At 53.8% G+C, this 24,863-nt stretch carries 20 protein-coding genes and 1 riboswitch; of the genes, 15 read left to right on the forward strand and 5 right to left on the reverse strand.

The window, feature by feature from the left end:
- Positions 1 to 120: 120 nt before the first annotated feature.
- On the reverse strand, positions 121 to 2,772 hold the full coding sequence (gene ppc, locus C2U53_RS11090) for a phosphoenolpyruvate carboxylase (RefSeq protein ID WP_104445904.1): 2,652 nt from the start codon (positions 2,770 to 2,772) through the stop codon (positions 121 to 123).
- Positions 2,773 to 3,143: 371 nt separating this feature from the next.
- Complete coding sequence (gene argE, locus C2U53_RS11095) at positions 3,144 to 4,295, reverse strand: acetylornithine deacetylase (RefSeq protein WP_104445905.1); 1,152 nt, start codon at positions 4,293 to 4,295, stop codon at positions 3,144 to 3,146.
- An 88-nt stretch (positions 4,296 to 4,383) separates the two neighbouring features.
- Between argE and argC the strand changes: the two genes are divergently transcribed.
- The 3 genes from argC to argH all read left to right on the forward strand — a co-directional run bounded on the left by argC (position 4,384) and on the right by argH (position 7,654).
- A complete protein-coding gene (gene argC / locus C2U53_RS11100) occupies positions 4,384 to 5,388 on the forward strand; it encodes an N-acetyl-gamma-glutamyl-phosphate reductase (RefSeq protein WP_104445906.1) in 1,005 nt (334 codons plus the stop codon).
- Positions 5,389 to 5,395: 7 nt separating this feature from the next.
- Complete coding sequence (gene argB / locus C2U53_RS11105; RefSeq protein ID WP_086512777.1) at positions 5,396 to 6,172, forward strand: acetylglutamate kinase; 777 nt, start codon at positions 5,396 to 5,398, stop codon at positions 6,170 to 6,172.
- Between the two features lie 108 nt (positions 6,173 to 6,280).
- Complete coding sequence (gene argH / locus C2U53_RS11110; protein WP_061069497.1) at positions 6,281 to 7,654, forward strand: argininosuccinate lyase; 1,374 nt, start codon at positions 6,281 to 6,283, stop codon at positions 7,652 to 7,654.
- Positions 7,655 to 7,716: 62 nt separating this feature from the next.
- On the opposite strand, the gene araD is transcribed toward argH, so the two are convergent.
- Positions 7,717 to 8,409, reverse strand: a complete 693-nt coding sequence (araD, locus tag C2U53_RS11115) for an L-ribulose-5-phosphate 4-epimerase (protein ID WP_044257499.1) — start codon at positions 8,407 to 8,409, stop codon at positions 7,717 to 7,719.
- A gap of 433 nt (positions 8,410 to 8,842) precedes the next feature.
- Between araD and C2U53_RS11120 the strand changes: the two genes are divergently transcribed.
- From C2U53_RS11120 to oxyR, 8 genes are all read left to right on the forward strand, one after another.
- Positions 8,843 to 9,652, forward strand: coding sequence for a DeoR/GlpR family DNA-binding transcription regulator (locus C2U53_RS11120; RefSeq protein WP_042998952.1), 810 nt, complete (start codon positions 8,843 to 8,845; stop codon positions 9,650 to 9,652).
- A 143-nt stretch (positions 9,653 to 9,795) separates the two neighbouring features.
- Positions 9,796 to 10,800, forward strand: coding sequence for a substrate-binding domain-containing protein (locus C2U53_RS11125; RefSeq protein WP_042998953.1), 1,005 nt, complete (start codon positions 9,796 to 9,798; stop codon positions 10,798 to 10,800).
- Positions 10,801 to 10,864: 64 nt separating this feature from the next.
- Complete coding sequence (locus C2U53_RS11130; protein WP_044265230.1) at positions 10,865 to 12,382, forward strand: sugar ABC transporter ATP-binding protein; 1,518 nt, start codon at positions 10,865 to 10,867, stop codon at positions 12,380 to 12,382.
- The gene (locus C2U53_RS11135) at positions 12,375 to 13,367 is read left to right on the forward strand and encodes an ABC transporter permease (protein ID WP_042998956.1); all 993 of its coding nucleotides are present in this window, start codon (positions 12,375 to 12,377) and stop codon (positions 13,365 to 13,367) included. The genes C2U53_RS11130 and C2U53_RS11135 overlap by 8 nt, the downstream gene beginning before the upstream one ends.
- A 13-nt stretch (positions 13,368 to 13,380) precedes the next feature.
- The gene (locus C2U53_RS11140) at positions 13,381 to 14,424 is read left to right on the forward strand and encodes an ABC transporter permease (protein ID WP_042998957.1); all 1,044 of its coding nucleotides are present in this window, start codon (positions 13,381 to 13,383) and stop codon (positions 14,422 to 14,424) included.
- Positions 14,424 to 15,305, forward strand: a complete 882-nt coding sequence (locus C2U53_RS11145) for an L-ribulose-5-phosphate 3-epimerase (RefSeq protein ID WP_104445907.1) — start codon at positions 14,424 to 14,426, stop codon at positions 15,303 to 15,305. Before C2U53_RS11140 ends, C2U53_RS11145 begins: the two co-directional genes overlap by 1 nt.
- A gap of 10 nt (positions 15,306 to 15,315) precedes the next feature.
- On the forward strand, positions 15,316 to 16,791 hold the full coding sequence (locus C2U53_RS11150; RefSeq protein WP_042998959.1) for an FGGY-family carbohydrate kinase: 1,476 nt from the start codon (positions 15,316 to 15,318) through the stop codon (positions 16,789 to 16,791).
- Between the two features lie 262 nt (positions 16,792 to 17,053).
- Positions 17,054 to 17,971, forward strand: a complete 918-nt coding sequence (gene oxyR / locus C2U53_RS11155; protein WP_042998960.1) for a DNA-binding transcriptional regulator OxyR — start codon at positions 17,054 to 17,056, stop codon at positions 17,969 to 17,971.
- On the opposite strand, the gene sthA is transcribed toward oxyR, so the two are convergent.
- Positions 17,954 to 19,354 carry a Si-specific NAD(P)(+) transhydrogenase gene (gene sthA / locus C2U53_RS11160; RefSeq protein ID WP_042325654.1) on the reverse strand — a complete coding sequence of 467 codons (1,401 nt, stop codon included), beginning with the start codon at positions 19,352 to 19,354 and terminating at the stop codon, positions 17,954 to 17,956. The two genes, oxyR and sthA, sit on opposite strands and share 18 nt — an antisense overlap.
- A 198-nt stretch (positions 19,355 to 19,552) precedes the next feature.
- On the opposite strand from sthA, the gene fabR reads away from it, so the two are divergent.
- Both fabR and C2U53_RS11170 read left to right on the forward strand, forming a co-directional pair.
- Positions 19,553 to 20,203, forward strand: coding sequence for an HTH-type transcriptional repressor FabR (gene fabR / locus C2U53_RS11165; protein WP_043001797.1), 651 nt, complete (start codon positions 19,553 to 19,555; stop codon positions 20,201 to 20,203).
- Complete coding sequence (locus C2U53_RS11170) at positions 20,203 to 20,562, forward strand: YijD family membrane protein (RefSeq protein ID WP_042998961.1); 360 nt, start codon at positions 20,203 to 20,205, stop codon at positions 20,560 to 20,562. Before fabR ends, C2U53_RS11170 begins: the two co-directional genes overlap by 1 nt.
- A gap of 49 nt (positions 20,563 to 20,611) precedes the next feature.
- Here C2U53_RS11170 and trmA read toward each other — a convergent pair whose 3' ends face one another.
- On the reverse strand, positions 20,612 to 21,712 hold the full coding sequence (gene trmA / locus C2U53_RS11175; protein ID WP_044265235.1) for a tRNA (uridine(54)-C5)-methyltransferase TrmA: 1,101 nt from the start codon (positions 21,710 to 21,712) through the stop codon (positions 20,612 to 20,614).
- A gap of 114 nt (positions 21,713 to 21,826) precedes the next feature.
- Positions 21,827 to 22,017, forward strand: a riboswitch (cobalamin riboswitch).
- 64 nt (positions 22,018 to 22,081) lie between these two features.
- Here trmA and btuB point away from each other — a divergent pair.
- Together btuB and murI are read left to right on the forward strand one after the other, a co-directional pair.
- Complete coding sequence (btuB, locus tag C2U53_RS11180; RefSeq protein WP_104445908.1) at positions 22,082 to 23,920, forward strand: TonB-dependent vitamin B12 receptor BtuB; 1,839 nt, start codon at positions 22,082 to 22,084, stop codon at positions 23,918 to 23,920.
- Positions 23,865 to 24,716: a glutamate racemase gene (gene murI / locus C2U53_RS11185; protein ID WP_042998964.1), complete on the forward strand. Its 852-nt coding sequence runs from the start codon at positions 23,865 to 23,867 to the stop codon at positions 24,714 to 24,716. The genes btuB and murI overlap by 56 nt, the downstream gene beginning before the upstream one ends.
- Positions 24,717 to 24,863: the final 147 nt, after the last annotated feature.

Below are 24,863 nucleotides of genomic sequence, written 5' to 3' on the forward strand. Positions count from 1 at the left end.
TGCTCTGAAAAATCTCACGGTGGAAAAAACAGACAGAAATATAGTGAATGTGCGGAGGTTATGACAGAACTATTTCAACCCCCTCGCGCGCAATAGCACGAGAGGGGGTTAGGGGGAAAATTAGCCGGTATTACGCATACCTGCCGCCACGCCGGCAATGGTGACCATCAGCGCTTGTTCAACGCGAGGATCGGGCTCTTTGCCCTGTTGTTCCGTCAGTCGCGAGCGGTGTAAAAGCTCAGCCTGCAGAACGTTCAGCGGGTCGGTGTAGATATTCCGTAACTGGATAGACTCGGCAATCCACGGGAGATCGGCCATCAGATGTGAATCGTTGGCAATCGCCAGCACCACTTTGATGTCTTCTTCCAGCAGTTCGCGCAGCTCCTTGCCCAGCGGCCACAGCGCTTTCGCGACCAGGCGCTGATCGTAATATTCCGCCAGCCACAGATCCGCTTTCGAGAACACCATTTCCAGCATGCCGAGACGGGTGGAGAAGAACGGCCAGTCGCGGCACATCGCTTCCAGTTCGCTCTGCTTACCATCTTCCACCACTTTTTGCAGCGCGGTGCCGGCACCGAGCCAGGCTGGCAACATCAGGCGGTTCTGCGTCCAGGCGAAAATCCACGGAATAGCGCGCAGAGATTCCACACCACCGGTCGGGCGACGTTTCGCTGGACGCGAACCGAGCGGCAGTTTGCCCAGTTCCTGTTCCGGCGTTGCGGAGCGGAAGTACGGGACAAAGTCTTTGTTTTCACGCACGTAGCCACGGTACACGTCACAGGAGATGACTGAAAGTTCGTCCATGATATGACGCCAGGCGTCTTTCGGCTCTGGCGGCGGCAGCAGGTTCGCTTCCAGAATGGCGCTGGTGTATAGCGACAGGCTGCTGACGGTGACTTCCGGCAGACCGTATTTGAAACGGATCATCTCGCCCTGTTCGGTCACGCGCAGACCGCCTTTCAGGCTGCCCGGTGGTTGTGAAAGCAGGGCGGCATGGGCCGGTGCGCCCCCGCGACCGATAGAACCACCGCGACCATGGAACAGCGTCAGTTCGATACCGGCTTTCTCGCAAGTTTTGATCAACGCATCCTGCGCCTGATATTGCGCCCAGGAGGCGGCCATTACGCCGGCATCTTTTGCCGAGTCGGAATAACCAATCATCACCATCTGCTTGCCCTGAATCAGACCGCGATACCAGTCGATGTTCAGCAGTTGGGTCATGACGTCGTCGGCATTGTTCAGGTCGTCAAGGGTCTCGAACAGCGGGGCCACCGGCATGGCAAAGCCAATTCCGGCTTCTTTCAATAGTAGATGCACAGCCAGCACGTCAGATGGCGTTTTTGCCATTGAGATGACGTAGGCAGCAATCGACCCTTTCGGCGCTTCGGCGATGACTTTACAGGTGTCGAGCACTTCACGAGTGTCATTACTCGGCTCCCAGTTGCGCGGTAGCAGCGGGCGTTTGGAGTTCAGCTCACGGATCAGGAAGGCCTGTTTGTCCGCTTCTGACCAGCTTTCGTAATCACCAATGCCGAGGTAGCGGGTCAGTTCACCCAGCGCTTCGGTGTGGCGGGTGCTTTCCTGGCGGATATCAATACGCACCAGCGGGACGCCAAAACATTTCACACGACGCAGGGTGTCGAGCAGTTCACCGTTGGCGATAATGCCCATGCCGCAAGCTTGTAACGACCGGTAGCAGGCGTACAGCGGTTCCCATAGCTGTTCGTTTTGCGTCAGCAGACCTGCCGGTTTCGGCAGCTTCTCGCCTTTCAGACGCGCTTCCAGCCAAGCCTGGGTTGCCATCAGGCGCGAGCGCAGGTTTTTCATCAGATAGCGGTAAGGCTCCGAAGCGCCTTCTTCACCGACCATCGCTAACAGTTCCGGCGTGGCATCGACCATCGACAGCTCGGAAACCAGAACCTGAATATCTTTCAGGAACAGGTCGGTTGCTTTCCAGCGGCTCAGCAGCAGAACGTGGCGGGTGATATCTGCGGTTACATTCGGGTTGCCGTCACGGTCGCCGCCCATCCATGAGGTGAAACGGACCGGAACGAAATCAACGGGTAACTGGTAGCCCAGATTATCTTCCAGCTGTTCGTTCAGCTCGCGTAAATAGTTCGGTACGCCCTGCCACAGGCTGTTCTCGACCACCGCGAAGCCCCATTTGGCTTCATCAACCGGGCTTGGGCGCAGCTTACGAATTTCATCGGTGTGCCAGGACTGGGCAATCAGCTGACGCAGACGGCGCATCAGCTGGTGGCGTTCGTATTCAACGATATCTTTGTTATCGAGCTGCTTCAGACAGGCGTTGATTTCGCCCATTTTGTGGATCAGTGTGCGACGGGTAATTTCCGTCGGATGTGCGGTCAGCACCAGCTCAAGAGACAACGACTCTAGCGCTTTTTTGATGATGGCGTCGTTCAGCTCTGGCTGGTTTTTCAGTTTACGCAGGGTGCGGGCAATCACTTCCGGGTTGCTGGCGCCTTCGCCTTTTGGCGAACTGCTGTGATATTGCTCGGCGGTGTTGGCCAGGTTCAGGAACTGGCTAAACGCGCGTGCGACCGGCAGCAACTCGTCATTCGACAAATTCTGTAACGTGGTGAGCAACTCCTGGCGATTTGCTTCATTGCCAGCGCGTGAGGATTTAGACAGCTTACGGATTGTTTCTACGCGATCAAGAATGTTCTCTCCCAGCGCATCCTTGATGGTTTCTCCCAGCACTTTGCCGAGCATACTGACATTACTACGCAACGCGGAATATTGTTCGTTCATATTAACCCAGACACCCCATCTTTAATCTATGAGTCCTGTATCTTTCACGCCACAGCGGCGTTGGCTGCGCTCGCCCACCCAGGTCACTTACTTATGTAAGCGCCCTGGAATGGGCTTGTTTGCCGCCTTGCTGTGACACGAAATCTTTCGGACTTTGTTTAGTAGTCGTCTTTTATAAAGCCACGTAAAACCCGTGGCGTCAATTGCGGCGAAATCGGTTCAGCAAACGAATAAATGCGGGTAATTTACGAAATTTAATTCACATCCAGCCAGATAAGAAATGCTTATCGGAATGTGAAAATGCATTGCCGGATGGCGCTGCGCATATCCGGCCTACCATCGGAGGTAGGCCGGGAAAGCGGGTAGTTCGATCAGTGCCAGCAGAAGTGGTGCACGACCTGGGTGATTAACTCACGGGTGGGCTTAATAAAACGCGTCTCGAGATATTCGTCAGGCTGGTGCGCCTGATTGATTGAACCCGCTCCCAACACCAGCGTTGGGCACAGGGTCTGAATAAACGGCGCTTCGGTGCAGTAGTTCACGACATCGGTTTTTTCGCCCAGCAGTTTCTCCACTACCTCGACAAGCTGATGGTCCGGCGGACACTCGTAACCAGGGATCGGCGGATGGAGTTCGGCAACGGTCAGACGACCCGGCCAGCGTTCGCTCACTGGCGCCAGGGCTTCCGTCAGCAAACCATCCAGATCGCCCAGCGTCATGCCCGGCAGCGGACGGATATCCATATGCAGTTCACAGCAGGCACAAATTCGGTTCGACGCATCGCCACCGTGCAGACTACCCAGATTCAGGGTGGGATATGGTACGGTGAACGCGTCGTAGTGATAACGCGCTTTCAGAGTATCGCGCAGTTGCATAATGCGACCAATCGCGTCGTGCATCAGTTCGATGGCGTTCACGCCGCGTGCCGGATCGCTGGAGTGACCGGACTGGCCCATCACCCGTACCGCCGTCGAGATATGACCTTTGTGAGCGCGAATCGGCTGTAGCGACGTGGGCTCACCGATGATCGCGCAATCAGGACGAATCGACGCGTTTTCCGAGAAGTAACGCGCCCCCGCCATACTGGTCTCTTCATCTGCCGTCGCCAGGATGTAGAGCGGTTTTTTCAGTTGTGTCACATCAACGTCGCGAAGCGCGTCGAGAATAAATGCGAAGAAGCCCTTCATATCTGCGGTACCCAGACCGTAGAGCTTATTGTCATGCTCGGTAAGGGTGAAGGGATCGCGCGTCCAGCGCCCATCGTCAAACGGTACGGTGTCGGTATGACCCGTGAGCAGTAAGCCGCCTGCTCCTTGTCCGGTGCTGGCCAGCAGATTGAATTTATTGCGGGTTCCCGGGACCGGTTGAATCTCAACGTTGAAACCGAGATCGCTGAACCAACCCGCCAGCAGATTGATTAAAGACTCATTGCTCTGATCCAGTGCTTCTTCGGTAGCGCTGATGGACGGCGTGGCAATCAGCGCGCGGTAGATCTCGATAAATGGCGGTAAGTTCATTTTCATTGTTGACACACCTTAGGTCGTGATAGTATCAATATTCATGCAATAAATATGCATAAAAATACATTAACGTTGAGCATAAAGGAACCTGATGTTGAATACGCTGATTGTAGGCGCTAGCGGTTATGCGGGCGCAGAGCTTGTAAGCTACGTGAATCGCCACCCTCATATGACCATAACCGCTTTGACCGTCTCAGCGCAAAGCAATGATGCGGGAAAGTTAATTTCTGATTTGCATCCACAGCTTAAAGGCATCGTCGATCTGCCGTTGCAGCCGATGTCCGATATCAGCGAGTTTACCGATGGTGTGGATGTGGTGTTTTTAGCCACCGCCCACGAAGTCAGCCATGACCTGGCGCCGCAATTTCTGGCTACCGGTTGCGTGGTCTTCGACCTTTCCGGTGCCTTCCGCGTGAACGATGCCAGCTTCTATGAAAAATACTATGGCTTCACCCATCAGTATCCCAACCTGCTTGAGCAGGCGGTCTACGGTCTGGCGGAGTGGAGCGCCGACAAACTGAAAGAGGCGAATCTGATTGCGGTGCCGGGGTGTTATCCCACGGCGGCGCAACTTTCTTTGAAACCCCTGATTGATGCCGGACTGCTGGATTTGACGCAATGGCCGGTGATTAACGCGACCAGCGGGGTGAGCGGAGCGGGACGTAAAGCGGCGTTGTCTAACAGCTTCTGCGAAGTGAGCCTGCAACCGTATGGCGTGTTTACCCATCGTCATCAGCCGGAGATCGCCACCCATCTGGGAACGGACGTGATTTTCACCCCGCATCTGGGCAATTTCCCGCGCGGGATCCTGGAAACGATCACTTGTCGACTGCAGCCGGGCGTGACCGCTGCGCAGGTCGCGCAGGTATTACAGCAGGCGTATGCGGATAAACCGCTGGTGCGTCTGTATGACAAAGGCGTTCCGGCGCTGAAGAATGTCGTTGGGCTGCCGTTCTGCGATATCGGTTTTGCCGTGCAGGGTGAACATTTGATCGTGGTGGCAACCGAAGATAATTTGTTGAAAGGCGCCGCCGCACAGGCAGTGCAGTGTGCCAATATCCGTTTCGGCTTTGCTGAAACGCAGTCTCTTATTTAAGGGTGCAATGATGAGTCCATTAATTATCAAGCTGGGTGGCGTATTACTGGATAGCGAAGAGGCGCTGGAGCGTCTTTTTACTGCGCTGGTGAACTATCGCGAGTCGCATCAGCGTCCGCTGGTCATTGTCCATGGCGGCGGTTGTGTCGTTGATGAGTTGATGAAAGGGCTCAACCTGCCGGTGAAAAAGAAAAACGGCCTGCGTGTGACGCCTGCTGACCAGATCGACATCATCACCGGTGCGCTGGCGGGAACGGCGAACAAAACGCTGCTGGCATGGGCGAAGAAACACCACATCGCCTCCGTAGGCCTGTATCTTGGCGATGGCGATAGCGTAAAAGTGACCCAGCTCGACGAAGAGCTTGGCCATGTTGGACTGGCGCAGCCGGGTTCACCTACGCTGATTAACACGCTGCTGGAAAATGGTTTTCTGCCAGTCGTCAGCTCGATTGGGGTGACGGAAGAAGGGCAGTTGATGAACGTGAACGCGGACCAGGCGGCGACAGCGCTGGCGGCGACGCTGGGCGCGGATCTGATCCTGCTTTCCGACGTGAGTGGTATTCTCGACGGTAAAGGTCAGCGCATTGCTGAAATGACCGCCGCGAAAGCGGAACAGCTGATCGACCAGGGTATTATTACCGATGGCATGATTGTGAAGGTCAATGCCGCGCTGGATGCTGCACGCACGCTGGGTCGTCCGGTGGATATCGCCTCCTGGCGTCATGCCGAGCAACTCCCGGCGCTGTTCAACGGTACGCCGATCGGTACACGTATTCTAGCTTAACTATTAATGTGCCGGATGGCGGCTTCGCCTTATCCGGCCTGCATGGGTTTTGTAGGCCCGGTAAGCGCAGCGCCACCGGGCAAAAATATCAAATTAAGGAAATTCGTTATGGCACTTTGGGGTGGGCGTTTTACTCAGGCAGCAGATCAGCGGTTCAAACAGTTCAACGATTCGTTGCGCTTTGATTACCGCCTGGCGGAGCAGGATATTGTTGGCTCTGTGGCCTGGTCCAAAGCGTTGGTTACCGTTGGCGTGTTGACCGCTGACGAACAACTTCAGCTCGAAGAGGCGTTGAACGTACTGCTGGAAGAGGTTCGCGCTAATCCGCAGCAGATCCTCGAAAGCGATGCCGAAGATATTCACAGCTGGGTGGAAGGCAAACTGATCGACAAAGTCGGTCAGTTAGGTAAAAAGCTGCATACCGGGCGTAGCCGTAATGACCAGGTCGCTACCGATTTGAAACTGTGGTGCAAAGAGACGGTAACCGAACTGCTTACCGCCAATCGTCAGTTGCAGAGCGCACTGGTCGAGACGGCGGAAAATAACCAGGATGCGGTGATGCCGGGGTATACCCACCTGCAACGTGCGCAGCCGGTGACGTTTGCGCACTGGTGCCTGGCGTATGTCGAAATGCTGGCGCGTGATGAAAGCCGTCTGCAGGATGCGTTAAAGCGTCTGGACGTTAGCCCATTAGGCTGTGGCGCGCTGGCCGGGACCGCCTATGAAATCGATCGTGAACAGCTGGCGGGCTGGCTGGGATTTGCCTCGGCCACGCGTAACAGTCTGGACAGCGTCTCCGATCGTGACCACGTGCTGGAACTGCTGGCCGACGCCTCTATCGGTATGGTGCACCTGTCGCGTTTTGCCGAAGATCTGATTTTCTTTAACACCGGTGAAGCGGGCTTTGTTGAGCTTTCCGATCGCGTGACCTCCGGTTCTTCATTGATGCCGCAGAAGAAAAACCCGGACGCGCTGGAGTTGATTCGCGGTAAATGTGGCCGTGTGCAGGGCGCATTGACGGGCATGATGATGACGCTGAAAGGACTTCCACTGGCCTACAACAAAGATATGCAGGAAGACAAAGAAGGCTTGTTCGACGCGCTCGACACCTGGCTGGACTGCCTGCATATGGCTGCGCTGGTGCTGGACGGCATTCAGGTGAAACGTCCGCGTTGCCAGGAAGCGGCGCAGCAAGGATACGCTAACGCCACTGAACTGGCGGATTATCTGGTCGCGAAAGGCGTGCCGTTCCGTGAAGCGCACCACATCGTCGGTGAAACGGTTGTTGAGGCGATTCGTCAGGGGAAACCGCTGGAAGACCTGCCGCTCGCCGATCTGCAGAAATTCAGTAGCGTCATTGGCGATGACGTATACCCGATCCTCTCTCTGCAGTCGTGTCTGGACAAACGTGCCGCGAAGGGCGGGGTGTCTCCGCAGCAGATCGCACAAGCGATCAGCTACGCGAAGGCGCGTCTGGCATAACGGGTATTCTGGCTTATCTGGCCTGGCGAGATGCCAGGCTTTTTTATGCCATCACGCGAAGATTACTGTCCGTAATAAGCATTCGCGCCGTGTTTTCTCAGGAAATGTTTATCCAGCAGCGTGGGTTGCATGGCGGGAATTTGAGGTTGTAACTGCTGAGTAAACAAATTCATATAAGCGATTTCTTCCAGTACCACGGCGTTATGCACGGCGTTAGCAGGATCAGAACCCCAGGCGAAAGGCCCATGGCTGTTGACCAGTACCGCCGGGATCTGTTCCGGTGAAAGCCCGCGCTGCGCAAAGGTTTCGATAATCACGCTGCCAGTTTCATATTCATAGCGGCCATTAATTTCCTCGTCATGCATCGGGCGCGTGCAAGGAATGGTTCCGTAAAAATAATCCGCATGCGTGGTGCCTAAAGCCATTAAGTCTTTTCCGGCCTGCGACCAGATAGTGGCGTGTCGGGAATGCGTATGTACGATGCCGCCAATCGTCGGGAAAGCGCGATAGAGCGCTAAATGCGTGTCGGTATCTGATGATGGCTTTTTATTTCCCTCAATAACGTTGCCGCTTTGTACATCCACCACCACCATATCTTCCAGACCCATATGGTTATATTCCACTCCGGAAGGTTTGATGACCATAATACCTTTTTCACGATCGATTCCGCTGACGTTACCCCAGGTAAACGTTACCAGTTTATGCGCAGGCAGGGATAAATTCGCCTCGAGAACGTGTTGTTTTAACGTATTCATTGTTGACTCCAGAATATAGGAAGCATGTTATTTAACAGCATTAATGACTTAACGATGGATAACATAAAATATGTGCCGCGTTTTTATTTAAATTACGCCGAATAAATAGGATGTAAAACGTAGTCAGGCGCGTCATGGCAAGAAAAAGTCATACTCGGTCACATTCGGGCATATTTGGTCAATCCTAAGATGACCATTTATGTTTGTTTGCGTGTTTTCAGGTTACGGCAGGCGTGCAAAATAAGCGTATTTTGTGAGTTTTATCACCTTACATGTTGACTGGTTGCTGTTATTTCATTGTTTATTGTGATGAGTATCGTTCAATTGTTCGCGGGCTTTTTCAATGGAATATTTCTTGAAATTAATCACTTTAATTCCGGGTGGAAACGTTAATTATAAGACCATGTAAAATGATACTTAGCGGATCCCTATTATGCTGCAGGCAGAACGTTACAAAATGATTTGTGCCCATGTGCAAAAACAAGGGGCGGTGCGGGTAACGGAGCTGTCGCAATTATGTCAGGTATCACCGGAAACCATTCGCCGGGATCTGAGAGTATTAGAACGTAACAAACGATTGACCCGCAGCTTTGGCGGCGCGGTTTCTCTGGATGCGCCAGAGGCGACGGCAGCGGCGATAGAGGGGACGGCATGGCAGGCGAGCAGCGTGGACCGCGCCGAATCATTTCGCAAGCGTACCGAGGAACATCCTGATATCAAAACTAAAATCGCCAAGGCAGCGTTACAGTTTATTCATTCCGGCGATTGCATTCTGATGGACAACAGCAGTACCTGCTGGTTTCTGGCCCGGCAAATTCCGGACATTGATATTACCGTGGTGACCAATTCGCTACGCATTATCCAGGCGCTGGCCTGTCGGGATAAAGTGCGCATTATCGGTATTGGGGGTGAGTATTCTGAACGCCACGATGATTTCCATGGACCCGTTGCCGAGAGTGCTATTCGAAATTTTCAAATTAATAGTTTTTTCTTTTCCTGTCAGGGAGTAAATCTGGAAAATGGCATACGTGATGGCAGTGAAATAAATGCCAGATTAAAACAGGTTATGTTACAGGTTTCCGGGCAAAAGATCCTTCTGGTGGATTCCAGTAAATTTGAACAATACGCCTTCAGTAAAATATGTATGCTGGATGAAATCGATATTATGGTCACCAATAGCTGTATTGATCAACGTTATCGTGCGCAATACCCACAGCTAAATGTGGTGGAAGTCGATAAGTAGTATGTGTTAGCCGTTATCTGAATAATCATGACACCTGTCTGGTTATTCTGCCAATGCCAGAGGAAAGTCGAAATAAATAAAAAGTCAGGCCAATTTTTATTGGGTATTCCTGGCGTCTGAAGCTATTTCTTAAGGAAATTACGATGAAAAAATTACTCTTACCCTGCCTGATTACTGTTGCATTGTCATCAACCGCCGCGTGGGCTGAACAATCCACGGCGCCGCAAAAAGCCAACAAGCCTTTTACCATGGGCGTGGTTGTGAAAGTCGGCGGGATTCCCTGGTTCAACGTGATGGAACAAGGGATTAAAGAAGAGGGCAAGGCGCTCGGCGTTAATGCCTGGCAGGTTGGCCCAACGACGGCAGACCCGGCCGAGCAGGTGCGGGCCATTGAAGATTTAATCGCTAAGAAAGTCGATGTGATTGGCGTGGTGCCGAACGATGCGAAAGTGCTGGAGCCGGTACTTAAACGTGCCCAGGAAGCCGGTATCAAAGTGATTACCCATGAATCACCTGATCAGGCTAATGCTGACTGGGATTTTGAGCTGCTGAACACCCAAACCATGGGCGCCAATCATATGAAAGATATGGCGAAGTGCATGGGGGAAGAGGGCAAATACGCCATGTTTGTCGGCAGCCTGACGGTACCGCTGGTGAATGACTGGGCCAATGCCGCGATTGCTTATCAAAAAGAACACTACCCGAAAATGACCCTGGTGGAAGATCGCTTTGGCGTGGCGGAATCGGTGGACGATTCCATGCGCACTGCGAATGACCTGATGTCCAAATACAAAGATCTCAAAGGCATTATGTCGTTCGGTTCTCAGGGCCCGATTGGCGCAGGCCGCGCGATTGATAAGCGTAAGAAAAACGATGCGATTTGCGTGTTCGGCACCTTCACTCCGGGTCAGGGCATTAAATTGCTGGAGAAAGGCGCGATTGACGGCGGCTACATTTCTAACCCGATGATCGCCGGTAAAGTTTTCGTTCAGGTCGCCACGGCGATGATGAACGGCGAACCGATTAAAGACGGCGTCAAAATCGGCGATATGGGCGAAATCAAAGTCCAGAACAACACCATCCTGAGCGATAACCCCGAAAAGCTTGATGTTGAAAATACCCGGCGTTTAGTGAAGTTAGGTTTGTAATTTCTGGTCGCATCACCGGGCCGCCAACCGGCCCGGAAATCCTTTGGTCGTTTTCAGGAACAGCATGATGCCGCATATTGCAGAACGAAATGCCGGTGAACCGTTGGTGACGTTTAAGTCGCTAAGCAAAAGTTTTGGCGGTCATCGGGCATTAAAGAATATTGATCTCACGTTAAATAAAGGCGAAGTCCACTGTCTGGCCGGAGCGAACGGCTGTGGTAAAAGTACGCTGATAAAAACCCTGTGCGGTGTGTATATCCCGGATGCCGGTAGCGAAATTATTATTGATGATAAATCCTGGTCCAGACTCTCGCCGGATAAAGCCCGTGAGTTAGGCATTCAGGTTATTTATCAGGATCTGTCGTTATTCCCGAACCTCACGGTCGCGGAAAATATTGCCTTTGAAGAAAATCTCAAGGGCTATTTTGGCTGGCACCGCAAAGCCCGTCTGAAAGCGCTGGCGCTAAAAATTATCCACGAATTACATTTCTCCCTCGATCCGGACGCGCAGGTTCAGCATTTACCGATTGCCCAGCGCCAGCAGGTGGCGATTTGCCGCGCGCTGGTGGCCGATGCCCGGCTGGTGATTATGGATGAGCCTACGGCGTCGCTGACGCGTACTGAAGTTAACCAACTACTGCGCACGGTCAATTATCTGCGCGATAAAAATATCACCGTGGTGTTTGTCAGCCATCGTCTGGATGAAGTGAAAGAGATTTCCGACCGTATTACCGTGATCCGCGATGGCGAAATCATTGGCACCTGGGCGGCGAATTTACTAACCCCGTCGCGTATTACCGAACTGATGACCGGCAGAACGATTGTCCATCAGAAAAAGCTGCCGAACAGCGTGGAAGGAAAAGTGGTGCTGGAACTGAATAAGCTCAGTCGGAAAGGGCAGTTCGAGGATATTTCACTGAAGCTTCACCAGGGTGAAGTGCTGGGACTGTGCGGATTGTTAGGCTCAGGGCGAACAGAGCTGGCGTTAAGTCTTTTTGGCATTACCCATCCGGATAGCGGAGAGATTTATCTGGAAGGGAAAAAAGTCATCATCAAAGACAATACGCAGGCCGCGAAACTGGGCATTGCCTATGTCTCTGAAGACCGCCTGACGCTGGGCGCGGTGCTCCCGCAGTCGGTCAGCGACAATATGGTGCTTTCGATCCTTAACCGGTTAAAAACGCCGTGGCATGTTATTGACGAAAAACGGCAGGCTACCCTCGTTCAGGAGTGGATCCAGGATCTGGATATTAAAGTCGCCAATCCCGATAACCCGCTCTCGACGCTGTCCGGCGGCAACCAACAAAAAGTGGTGTTGGCAAAATGGATTTTAACCCGCCCCAAAGTCTTGATCCTTGATGCGCCGACCGTCGGCGTCGATATTGGCGCGAAAGACAGTATTTATCAGCTTATCCACCGCCTTTCCGGCGTCGGTATTTCCGTGCTGCTGATTACCGATGAAGCGCCAGAGGCGTATTACAACTGCGATCGTATTTTCCATATGCAGCGCGGGAAAATTATTAACGAGCTGTTGCCTGCGGACTATACCGAGCAGCAGCTGGCGGAGGTGATTAATGGCTAATGTATTGTCGCTCCGGTTTCCACGGTCGGTGGAAGGCTGGCTGGGCTGGGTCATCGTCCTGATGCTGGCGTTTTTTTCGCTGATGAGTAATGAGTTCCTGTCAATCCAGAACCTGCTCGATCTCACCGAAAGCTACGCGGTGACGGGGATATTCGCCCTCGGCTTGTTTGTGGTGCTGGTTACCGGGGGGATTGATATTTCCTTCGCCGCCGTGGCGTCGGTGGTTCAGTACGTGGTGGCGTCCCTGTTGCTCAGCGGCACCATGACCAGCCCGCTGCTGTGCCTGGGGTTTGCTATCGCGCTGGGTGTGATATTTGGCCTGATCAACGCGATCCTGATTTATTACCTCAATGTGGTTTCCATCATCATCACCATCAGTATGCAGTCGCTGTTGTTCGGCATGCTGATGTGGCTGACCAACGGCCACAGCATCTATGACCTGCCGGACTGGTGGATCACCCAGCGATCGCTGTTTAGTTTTGGTTTTGAAGGAGAAACCTACCAGGTCGGACTGCCGCTGGTGGTGATGTTGGCGATGGCCTGTTTCACCTGGATGCTGATGAATAAAACCCATATTGGCCGCCAGCTGTATGCGGTGGGCGGCAGTACCGAATCGGCACGACGTATCGGTATCCGGGTATCGCTGATTTATCTGTTTGCCTACGGGTATCTTGGCGCCGCCGCCGCCATTGGCGGAATGCTACAGGCCTACCGCATGAGTGAAGTGGTGCCTAACGCGCTGGTGGGCGGCGAACTCGATGTGTTGGCTGCCGCCGTGCTGGGCGGAGCCAGTTTGTCCGGCGGGCGCGGTTCGGTGATCGGCACGCTAATGGGGGTCTTTCTGATCGGCATCCTCAAAAACGGTCTTAACCTGATCGGCGTCTCCAGCTACTTCGTGAATATCGTCATCGGCGTGGTGATTGTCTCGGCTATCTGCGTCACCCACTACAAAAAACGTAAAGAAACGGACGTTGGATTCGTCTGACAGGGGGCTTGAAATGAAAAAGCAGGCATTTTTACCGCTTGATGGCACCAGCTCAGGGTTGCTGGCGATCTGTTTCTTCGCCGTGGCGGCGTTCAGTCTGGCGATGCCAGGGCGTTTTTTTACCGACAACACTTTTCTGAGTATCGCCTTTCAGCTACCGGAACTGGGGCTACTGACCTTCGCGATGTTTGTCCCGATGCTGAGCGGCGGTCTGAATCTGGCGATTATCGGTACCGCGAATTTGACCAGCCTGTTTATGGCCTGGCTGCTGATCCAGTATGTGCCGGCTGACGCGTCTACCGGTATGCAACTGTGGTGGCTGTTTCTGGCGCTGCTGGGTGCGATGGCGATCGCCATGGCGATCGGCGCGCTCACCGGGACCATTATTTCCCGCGTGGGCGCGCACCCGATTCTGGTGACGCTGGGCAGCATGACCATTATCAGCGGCATCGGCGTTTACCTGACTAAAGGCGCGGCGCTAAGCGGTATGCCACCGGTGGTGCGCAGTATCGGGTCGGAAGTGATCTTTGGCATTCCGGTGCCGATGGTGATTTTTATCGTCGCTACCCTGGGCCTGGCGCTATTCCTCGGCAAAACCCGTACCGGGAAAATCATCTATATGTGCGGCAGCAACATCAATGCGACCTGGTTTAGCGGCATTCGCACCCACCGTGTGTTAATGGCGATTTACGCGATTTCCAGCCTGCTGTGTGTGCTGGCCGGGCTGATTATGCTGGCCCGTTTTAACTCCGCCCGTATGGGCTATGGCGATTCTTATCTGCTGCTGACGGTACTGGCGATTGTGCTGGGCGGCACCGATCCCTTCGGCGGCTCAGGCAAAGTCAGCCACGTCTTTTGCGCCTTGCTGGTGCTGCAGGTGATCGCCACCGGCCTGAGCCTGTTAGGCCTCAGCCTGCATTTCAATCTGGCGGTCTGGGGTATCACGCTGATAGCAGCGCTGGCGTTTAAATTCTTTAAGCAAAAATGGCAGGCACAGCGCGCCATGAATCACAGCCGAAAAGCGTTACAACAACTGGCCACTCGTGAGGGAAGATAATGCGTAGCCACCCGTTAGGTATTTATGAAAAGGCGCTACCCGGAAACACCAGTTGGGTAGAAAAACTGGCACTGGCAAAATCCTGCGGTTTTGATTTTGTCGAAATGTCGGTGGATGAGAGCGAAGAGCGGCTGGCACGTCTCGACTGGTCACTGGCAGAGCGTATGGAAATCATCAGCGCGATCCAGAAAACCGGGGTGCGCATTCCAACGATGTGCTTATCCGCCCATCGCCGTTTCCCGTTCGGCAGCCACGATAGTCAGACTCGCCAGCAGGCGAGTGCCATCATGCAAAAAGCACTGCGACTGGCGCAGGATCTAGGGATACGGACCATCCAGCTTGCCGGTTATGACGTTTATTATGAGCCACAGAATGAAGAGACTATCGCCTGGTTCGAAGATGCGATGGCCTGGGCCGCGGAGCAGGCTGCAGCTGCGCAGGTGATGTGTGCCGTGGAAATCATGGATACGCCTTTCATCAATTCCATCAGCAAATGGAAAGTGCTGGATGAAAAAATTAACTCGCCGTGGTTCACCGTTTACCCGGACGTCGGCAACTTAACTGCCTGGGGTAACGAACTGGAGAGCGAACTGGCGAAAGGCATCGACCGTATTGCCGCGATCCATCTCAAAGACACATTCCCGGTGACGCCGGATTCGCCCGGGCAATTCCGCGATGTGCCCTTTGGCGAAGGGTGTGTGGACTTTATCAAGCTGTTCAAAACGCTACGCCGCCTTAACTATCGGGGAACCTTCCTGATTGAGATGTGGACGGAAAAGTCCGCCGAGCCGTTGTTAGAAATTATCCATGCGCGCCAGTGGATAGAGAGCAAGATGCAGGCAGCTGGGTGGTATGACGAACGGCCGCTCATGGCAGGTTAAGGAGATAACGATGAGCCATTACTTTATCGGCATTGATTTGGGCGGCACAGTCACCAAAGCGGGGATTTATACCGCCGAAGGTAGAGAAGTCACCGTTGCGGCCCAAACCTTGCCGCTGCTGAGCCCACAGGTGGGGTGTTGTGAGCGCGATATGAACGCGCTCTGGGCCACCACATGTCTCGTGATTCAGCGCGCGCTGGCCGAGAGCCATATTGCGGCGGAACAGATCCGCGGGATTGGCTTTTCTGCACACGGTAAAGGACTTTACCTGGTCGATAAGTCGGGCAAACCCGTCCGTAATGGCATCGTCTCTTCAGATTCCCGGGCGCAACCGCTGGTGGCAAGCTGGAAGGCGCAGGGTGTCGATCGCCAGGCGTACCCGCTCAGTTTGCAACAGCTATGGCCTTCTCATCCGGCAGCGCTGCTGGCCTGGCTGAAACAGCATGAGCCGGAGAACTACGCGCGGACGGGCCACATCCTGATGGCGCACGATTATATTCGTTACTGCCTGACGGATAACCTTGCCTGTGAAGAGACCAATATCTCCGGGAGCCAGTTGTTTAATCAGCAGCGTAATGAGTTCGATCCCGCGCTGTTCGCCCTGTTTGGCATTGAGGAGATGGTGCACTGCACGCCGGGGGTGATAGGTTCTGCCGATCTCGCTGGCTATGTGACCGCCGATGCCGCTACGTTATGCGGGTTGAAGGCAGGTACACCCGTGTTCGGCGGGGTCTTTGACGTGGTTGGCGCAGCCATCACCTCCGGTGTGCATGACAGCTCGCACCTCAGTGCGGTAGCGGGCACCTGGTCTATCGCTACCCGGGTATTCGATCGCATTATTCCGGCGGATTATCCCTATGTGTGGGGTAAATTCAGTGTTCCTGGGCAGTATTTTGCGCATGAAGGCAGCCCCACTTCCGCCAGTAATCTGACCTGGTTTATCAACCATTTTTTCCCGGCGTTGGCGAACGATCACGATACGCTTAACCGGTGGGCGGAGCAGGGGTATCAGAAGCCAGACAGCATTCTGTTTTTCCCGTGGCTGTACGGCTCAAACTATTGCGACTCATTAAGCGGCGGCTTTTTCGGGCTGGCAGGGCATCACGATGCGTCAGACATGGTTTACGCTATCTATCAGGGCATCGTATTTTCTCATTTACTGCATCAGGACCGGATGCTGCAACTCAACGGCGCAACCCAGGCGATTCGTTTTACCGGCGGGCCAACGCATTCGCGCATCTGGATGCAGATGTTTTGCGATGCCAGCAATCTGCCGCTTGAAATTGTCGATGTCGAGCAGTCCGGGTGCCGGGCGGCGGCGATGTGTGCGGCCGTTGGCGTGGGGGATTATGCAGGATTCGCACAGGCGATTAACGCCACTCTGCCGTCGGTGATCAGACTTGAGCCGAATGCCGTAAAGCACAACATGCTGCGTAGCCGGTTTGCGCAATTCAAACGCGTTGCGGATGCATTGAGTGCAATATAACGCTGATTAACTTCATTCCGGCCAGGCACGATGCCTGGCTTTTTTACGCAAAAAAAAATGCGGACCACGGGGTCCGCAAAAGTTCACGTTGGCTTTCGTTATTTGGGTAGAGAGAGACTCTCTGAACGGGCAGTGGCTTCAAGGGTTAAACGAGACTGCTCCGTTTCTGTGATGGATTATCAGACAGAAAGCTTGATAGGGATAATCGTTCGTTGCTATGCTACCTATCGCCATGAACTATCGTGGCGATGGAGGATGAATAATGAATATTCGTGATCTTGAATACCTGGTGGCATTAGCCGAACATCGCCACTTCCGGCGCGCGGCGGACTCCTGTCACGTTAGTCAGCCAACGCTGAGCGGACAAATCCGCAAGCTGGAAGATGAGCTGGGCGTGATGCTGCTGGAGCGTACGAGTCGTAAAGTGCTGTTCACCCAGGCGGGTTTACTGCTGGTGGATCAGGCGCGTACCGTGCTGCGTGAGGTCAAAGTGCTCAAGGAGATGGCAAGCCAACAGGGCGAAACCATGTCAGGTCCGCTGCACATTGGTTTGATTCCCACTGTCGGTCCTTACCTGCTGCCGCATATTATCCCGATGCTGCACCAGACTTTCCCGAAGCTGGAAATGTATCTGCATGAAGCGCAGACCCATCAGCTGCTGGCGCAACTGGATAGCGGCAAGCTTGACTGCGTGATCCTGGCGCTGGTGAAAGAGAGCGAGGCCTTTATCGAAGTGCCGTTGTTCGACGAGCCGATGCTGCTGGCGATCTACGAAGATCACCCGTGGGCGAATCGCGAATGCGTGCCGATGTCCGATCTGGCAGGCGAAAAACTGCTGATGCTGGAGGACGGTCACTGTCTGCGCGATCAGGCGATGGGATTCTGCTTTGAAGCCGGTGCTGACGAAGACACCCACTTCCGTGCGACCAGTCTGGAAACGCTGCGTAACATGGTAGCGGCAGGAAGCGGTATTACCCTGCTGCCTGCACTGGCGGTTCCGCAAGAACGCAAACGTGATGGCGTGGTATATCTGCCCTGCATTAAGCCTGAGCCGCGTCGTACGGTGGGGCTGGTGTATCGTCCAGGATCACCGCTGCGTAGTCGCTATGAGCAACTGGCAGAGGCCATCCGCGGTGCGATGGATGGCCATTTCGACAAGGCGTTAAAAAAGGCGGTTTAAGCCATTTAGCGCCGCTACCCGATAGGCTTCCGCCATCGTCGGGTAGTTAAAGGTGGTGTTAACGAAGTACTCAATCGTGTTACCACCACCTTTCTGCTCCATAATCGCCTGACCGATGTGAATAATCTCGGCTGCGCGCTCACCAAAGCAGTGGATCCCCAGAATCTCTTTCGTTTCCCGATGGAACAAAATCTTCAGCGTACCTACGTTCATGCCAACGATTTGCGCGCGCGCCAGGTGTTTAAACTGAGCGCGGCCCACTTCGTAAGGCACTTTCATCGCCGTCAGTTGCTGTTCGGTTTTGCCCACGGAACTGATCTCCGGGATGGTGTAAATGCCGGTCGGGATATCTTCGATCAGGTGCGCGTTCGCTTCCCCTTTCACCAGCGCCTGGGCGGCAATGCGTCCCTGGTCGTATGCTGCGGACGCCAGGCTCGGGTAACCGATCACATCACCCACCGCGTAAACGTGCGGCAGCGCGGTTTGGTACATGCTGTTGACCTTGAGCTGACCACGGCTGTCGGTTTCCAGACCGATATTCTGTAACGCCAGAGAATCGGTGTTGCCGGTACGACCATTGGCATACAACAGGCAGTCGGCCTTCAGTTTCTTACCGGACTTCAGGTGCATGATCACGCCATCGTCGCAGCCTTCGATTTTCTCATACTCTTCATTGTGGCGAATGACGACGCCGCTGTTCCAGAAGTGGTAAGAGAGGGAGTCGGACATCTCTTGATCGAGGAACGCCAGCAGACGGTCGCGGGTGTTGATGAGATCAACTTTGACCTCCATTCCGCGGAAGATCGACGCATATTCGCAGCCAATCACTCCGGCACCATAAATAATCACATGGCGCGGTTCGTGGTGCAGACTGAGGATCGAATCGCTGTCATAAATGCGCGGGTGCGAGAAATCCACGTCTGCCGGATGATAAGGGCGCGATCCGCAGGCAATGACAAATTTCTCTGCTGTCAGGGTTTCAACCGTACCGTCATGACATTCCAGCGCCAGCGTGTGTTCGTCAACAAAATGGGCGTTACCCTGCAAGATCTCGCAGTGGTTACGCTCATAAAAACCCTGCCGCATCCGTGTTTGCTGATTAATCACGTTGTCGGCATGGTTGAGAATATCGGCGAATGAGGAACGAAGCAGGCGGGAATGATCGCTATAAAGGGGGTTCTGATTGAATTCGATAATACGACTGACTGCGTGGCGGAGCGCTTTTGACGGGATGGTGCCCCAGTGGGTGCAACCGCCGCCAACGTTGTGATAACGCTCGATAACGGCAACACGAGCTCCTTGCTTAACCAGACCCATTGCAGCGCCTTCGCCGCCGGGGCCGGAACCTATAACTATGGCATCGTAATCGTAGGAATGTGGCATGGTAAGGCTTACCTGTTCTTATACATAAAAGCAACAGAATAGTAACATCATTGCCGGGATAACCCAATTATCGTTGTGCTTTTTTGCGAAGCCGAAGCACAAACTGCGCGTAAACAATCATTCACAAAGCTGAACAAACAGATTAACTTTGAACTCTGGTATAGTGCCGGACAAGGCATACGGAAGGATTCAGACATCGTGATGGGCGTTAGAGCGCAGCAAAAAGAAAAAACCCGGCGTTCGCTGGTAGAAGCCGCATTTAGTCAACTGAGCGCGGAGCGTAGCTTCGCCAGTCTCAGTTTGCGTGAAGTCGCACGTGAAGCGGGCATTGCGCCAACCTCCTTTTATCGTCATTTCCGTGATGTTGATGAGCTCGGCCTGACCATGGTTGATGAAAGCGGTCTGATGTTGCGTCAGTTGATGCGCCAGGCTCGTCAGCGTATCGCCAAGGGCGGGAGTGTGATCCGCACCTCGGTCTCCACATTTATGGAGTTCATCGGTAACAACCCCAACGCCTTCCGTTTATTATTGCGTGAACGTTCTGGCACCTCAGCGGCGTTCCGTGCTGCCGTTGCGCGAGAAATTCAGCACTTCATCGCGGAACTTGCGGACTATCTGGAAATCGAAAACCATATGCCGCGTGCGTTTACTGAAGCGCAAGCCGAAGCGATGGTGACGATTGTCTTCAGTGCAGGCGCCGAAGCGCTGGACGTGGGCGCGGAACAGCGTCGGCAGTTAGAAGAGCGACTGGTACTGCAACTGCGCATGATTTCGAAAGGTGCGTATTACTGGTATCGCCGTGAACAAGAGAAGATGCCCCTCATTCCGGGTAACGTGAAGGAAGAGTAATGAAACAGTCAGTTCAGGATAAAGGTACGCTGCTGCTGGCGCTGGTCGCTGGCTTGTCAATCAATGGCACATTCGCGGCGCTGTTTAGCTCCATCGTGCCGTTTTCTGTATTTCCGATTATCTCGTTGGTGCTGACGGTGTACTGTCTGCATCAACGTTATTTGAATCGCACCATGCCTGTGGGTTTACCGGGTCTGGCTGCCGCCTGCTTTATTCTCGGCGTTCTGCTTTACAGCACCGTGGTGCGCGCGGAATATCCGGATATCGGTTCCAACTTCTTCCCGGCGGTGCTGTCGGTCATTCTGGTCTTCTGGATCGGCGTGAAAATGCGTAATCGCAAGCAGGAAGTGTCGGAATAAAGAGGAGATGCCGGATGAGACGCTTTGCGTCATCATCCGGTTATGACACTCACTTCGCCGTCAACAACACCCCACACTCCATATGGTGCGTATACGGAAACTGATCAAACAGCGCCAGACGTGATACGTCATGCGTCTGGCTTAACGTTTCCAGGTTCTTGCACAGCGTCTCCGGATTACAGGAGATGTACAGAATGCGCGGATATGCCTGTACCATTTTCTCCGTTTCGCTGTCCAGGCCGCTGCGGGGCGGATCGACAAAAATCGTTTCGCACTGATAGCTTTTCAGATCGATACCCTGCAAGCGGTTAAATTCGCGCACGCCGTTCATTGCCTGCGTAAACTCTTCCGCCGCCATGCGGATAATCTGCACGTTATCAATCTGATTCGCCGCAATGTTGTATTGCGCGGCGGCAACAGACGGTTTGGCGATTTCGGTGGCCAGCACACGGTCAAAATTGCGTGCCAGCGCTAAAGAAAAGTTGCCGTTACCGCAGTACAGTTCAAGCAGGTCGCCTTTCGAGCCTTTAGTGACATCCAGCGCCCACTCCAGCATCTGAATGTTCATGGCCGCATTTGGCTGCGTAAAGCTGTTCTCAACCTGGCGATAGATCATTTCTTTGCCCGCAACTGGCAAACGTTCATCAATGTAGTCCTGATCCAGCTCGATTTTGGTTTTTGTCGCGCGGCCAATCAGATGCACGTTCAGGTTCTGCGCACGCAGGGCGTCGCGGAGCGCTTCGGCGGCTTCACGCCATTCGTCGTCCAGCTTTTTATGATACAGCAGCGAAACCACTGCCTGATTACTCATGGTGGTGAGGTAATCAATCTGGAACAGTTTATGGCGCAACACGCGGTTGTCGCGCACGCCTGCGATCATCGCGGTCATCAACTGGTTAATCAGTTCACTCGCCGCAGGGAAGCTGTCGACGCGGATTCGGCTTTTGCTCTGTTGGTCAAAAATGATGTGATAGAGGTCATCGCCATCGTGCCAGATGCGGAATTCAGCACGCATACGGTAGTGACTGACCGGCGAACGAAACACTTCCGGGACAAGGTCAGAAAAGGGCGCCATCATACTCTGCAAGCGCACCACTTTTTCGGCGAGCTGCGCGTCATACTGTTCTGTCGGAAGGTGTTCGGGGGTCATGATGTATCCTGAAAAATAAAAGTACGCGGGGATTGTAGGGATTGCTCAACAGATGTCCAGTCATTGATGATCTCTCATATTTAACAAACACGCTGGACAGTAAGATGTTACAAACTGTAGCATCCGTGTGCCGGTCCTGTGAGTTAATAGGGAATCCAGTGTAAATCTGGAGCTGACGCGCAGCGGTAAGGAAAGGTGAGATGAGAGCGTAAGCAGACACTGCCTGTTGGGTGGGAAGTCTTCATCTCTTATATCCGTGGATAACCTTCCAAGCCCGAAGACCTGCCGGCTAACGTCGCAACTGGTTTTCATCATCGCGTACTATCGGTGGGACCTGCGGCATCCTTCTTATATTGTGGATGCTTTACAATGATTAAAAAAACATCGCTGCTGACGGCGCTCTCCGTCGCGGCTTTTTCGGGTTGGGCACAGGATGCCACCCCTGACACGCTTGTCGTGACAGCAAACCGTTTTCAACAACCTGTTAATACCGTTCTGGCCCCGACCGATATTGTCACCCGCGAGGATATCGAACGCTGGCAGTCCCGAACCGTTCTGGATGTCATGCGCCGCCTGCCAGGCGTGGATGTCGCCCAGAATGGCGGCATGGGGCAAAGCTCTTCTCTGTTTGTGCGGGGTACCGAAGCGAAACACGTTCTGGTGTTAGTCGATGGTATTCCGGTCGCCCGTCCGGGCATTACGAATAATTCCGATATTGACCAGATCCCGGTGTCGCTGGTGCAGCGCATTGAGTATATCCGTGGCCCGCGCTCAGCCATTTATGGCTCTGGCGCGATTGGCGGCGTAGTGAACATCATCACTATGACGGGTGAGGAACGTTCGCAGATTAATGCTGGCGTGGGGTCAAAAGGTTATCAGCAATATGACGGTACGTACCGCCAGCGTTTTGGCGATACCGTGGTAACCGCGGCCGGGGCTTATCAGACCACCAAAGGCTTCGACGTTCAGCCGCGTTCCAGCTATAGCGGCGACAGCGATCGCGATGGTTATCGCAATAAACTCTTCTGGGGTGGCGTTGAGCACAAATTTAACGATCAATTCGATGGTTACTTTCGTGGCTACGGCTATGCCAGTAATGCCGATTACGACCAGGGGAACTGGGGATATGACGGCGGAAACGACGAGCACCAGAATTACACTCAGTCGTGGGATACGGGGCTGCGCTTCAATTCTGGAATCTACTCGTCACAACTGGTCGCTAACTACCAGCGAATTAAGGACTATAACTACAGCAGCCTGAATGGGCGCTATGCCACAGGTTATAGCCTTGATGATATGGAACAGCGCTACGTCCAGTGGGGCAACAACGTTATTGTCGGGCACGGCGCTGTCAGTGCTGGTGTCGACTGGAAACAAGAAAAGCTGATGTCCTTCGGCGAGTATGGGACAGACAACTATAAGCGTGATAACACGGGCCTCTATCTCACCGGGCAACAGCAGATTGATAGCGTGACGCTGGAAGCGTCGGGCCGTGAAGACCATGACGACCAGTTCGGCTGGCATGGTACCTGGCAAACAGCGGCGGGATGGCAGTTTGTTGATGACTATAAAGTGACGCTTTCCTATGGCACGGGCTTCCTTGCGCCTTCACTGGGGCAACAGTTTGGTGCGGAGCGTTTTGGGATCGCCTCTAACCCAAACCTGAAGCCGGAAGAGTCGAAGCAGTGGGAAGCCGGATTAGAAGGGCTGACCGGCCCGCTTGACTGGCGTCTGTCGACCTATCGCTACAAAATTCAGAACCTGATCGACTACAACAACAATACCTACTTCAACGTCAAATCCGCGACCATCAAAGGCCTGGAATGGACCGGGAACCTGACGACCGGGCCGGTCGATCATCGCTTAACGTTGCAGTATGTTGATCCGCGTGATGATGAAACCGATCAGCCGCTTTATCGTCGCGCTAAACAGCAGGTGAAGTACGAGCTCAGCGGACAGGTCTACGATCTGGGCTGGGATGTGACCTATCAGTATATTGGCGAGCGTTACGATTACGACTACGACAATTCCCGGAAGGTGAAAATGGGCGGGCTGAGCGTGTGGGACCTCGGACTTTCATATCCAGTCACCTCACATCTCACAGTTCGTGGTAAAATAGCCAACCTGTTCGATAAAGATTACGAGACAGTTTATGGCTACCAAACTGCAGGACGGGAATACACCTTGTCTGGCAGCTACACCTTCTGATCCACGCCCCACCGTGCTGGTATTTGATTCCGGTGTCGGTGGGTTGTCGGTCTATGATGAGATTCGGCATCTCCTGCCGGATCTCCACTATATCTATGCTTTCGATAACGTGGCTTTTCCTTATGGGGAGAAGAGCGAGGCATTTATCGTTGAGCGCGTTGTTGAGATCGTGACGGCGGTACAGCAGCGTTATCCTCTTTCTCTGGCCGTTATCGCCTGTAACACGGCCAGCACGGTCTCTCTTCCTGCCTTACGTGAGAAGTTCGCTTTCCCGGTTGTGGGCGTGGTACCGGCGATCAAACCGGCGGCGCGTCTGACGGCGAACGGGGTTGTCGGGCTTCTGGCCACGCGCGGGACGGTGAAGCGCCCTTATACGCATGAACTGATCGCGCGCTTTGCCAATGAGTGCCAGATAGCCATGCTGGGGTCCGCAGAGCTGGTGGAACTGGCGGAAGCGAAGTTGCACGGCGAGCCCGTGCCGCTGGAAGAACTACAACGGATCCTGCGCCCATGGCTGCGGATGCCGGAGCCGCCTGATACCGTGGTACTTGGCTGCACCCACTTTCCCCTGTTGCAGGAAGAACTCTTACAGGTTCTGCCTGAAGGAACGCGACTGGTCGATTCCGGGGCGGCCATTGCACGACGTACTGCCTGGCTACTGGAACATGAAGCGCCGGATGCGAAATCAGCAGATGCCAACATTGCCTATTGCATGGCGATGACGCCAGAAACTGAGCAATTATTGCCCGTTTTGCAGCGCTATGGCTTTGAATCGCTCGAAAAACTGACGGTTTAACGCTGTTTTGGGTAAATATTACGCACTCGGAAAATTATTTTAAATTTCCCCTTGTCAGCCCGAAATAACTCCCTATAATGCGCCTCCACTGACACGGAACAACGGCACGCAAGCCGCCGGGTCAGCGGGGTTCTCCGGTGAAAACCA

This window comes from Citrobacter sp. CFNIH10, from assembly GCF_002934585.1.
Taxonomy (GTDB): Bacteria; Pseudomonadota; Gammaproteobacteria; order Enterobacterales; family Enterobacteriaceae; genus Citrobacter_A; species Citrobacter_A amalonaticus.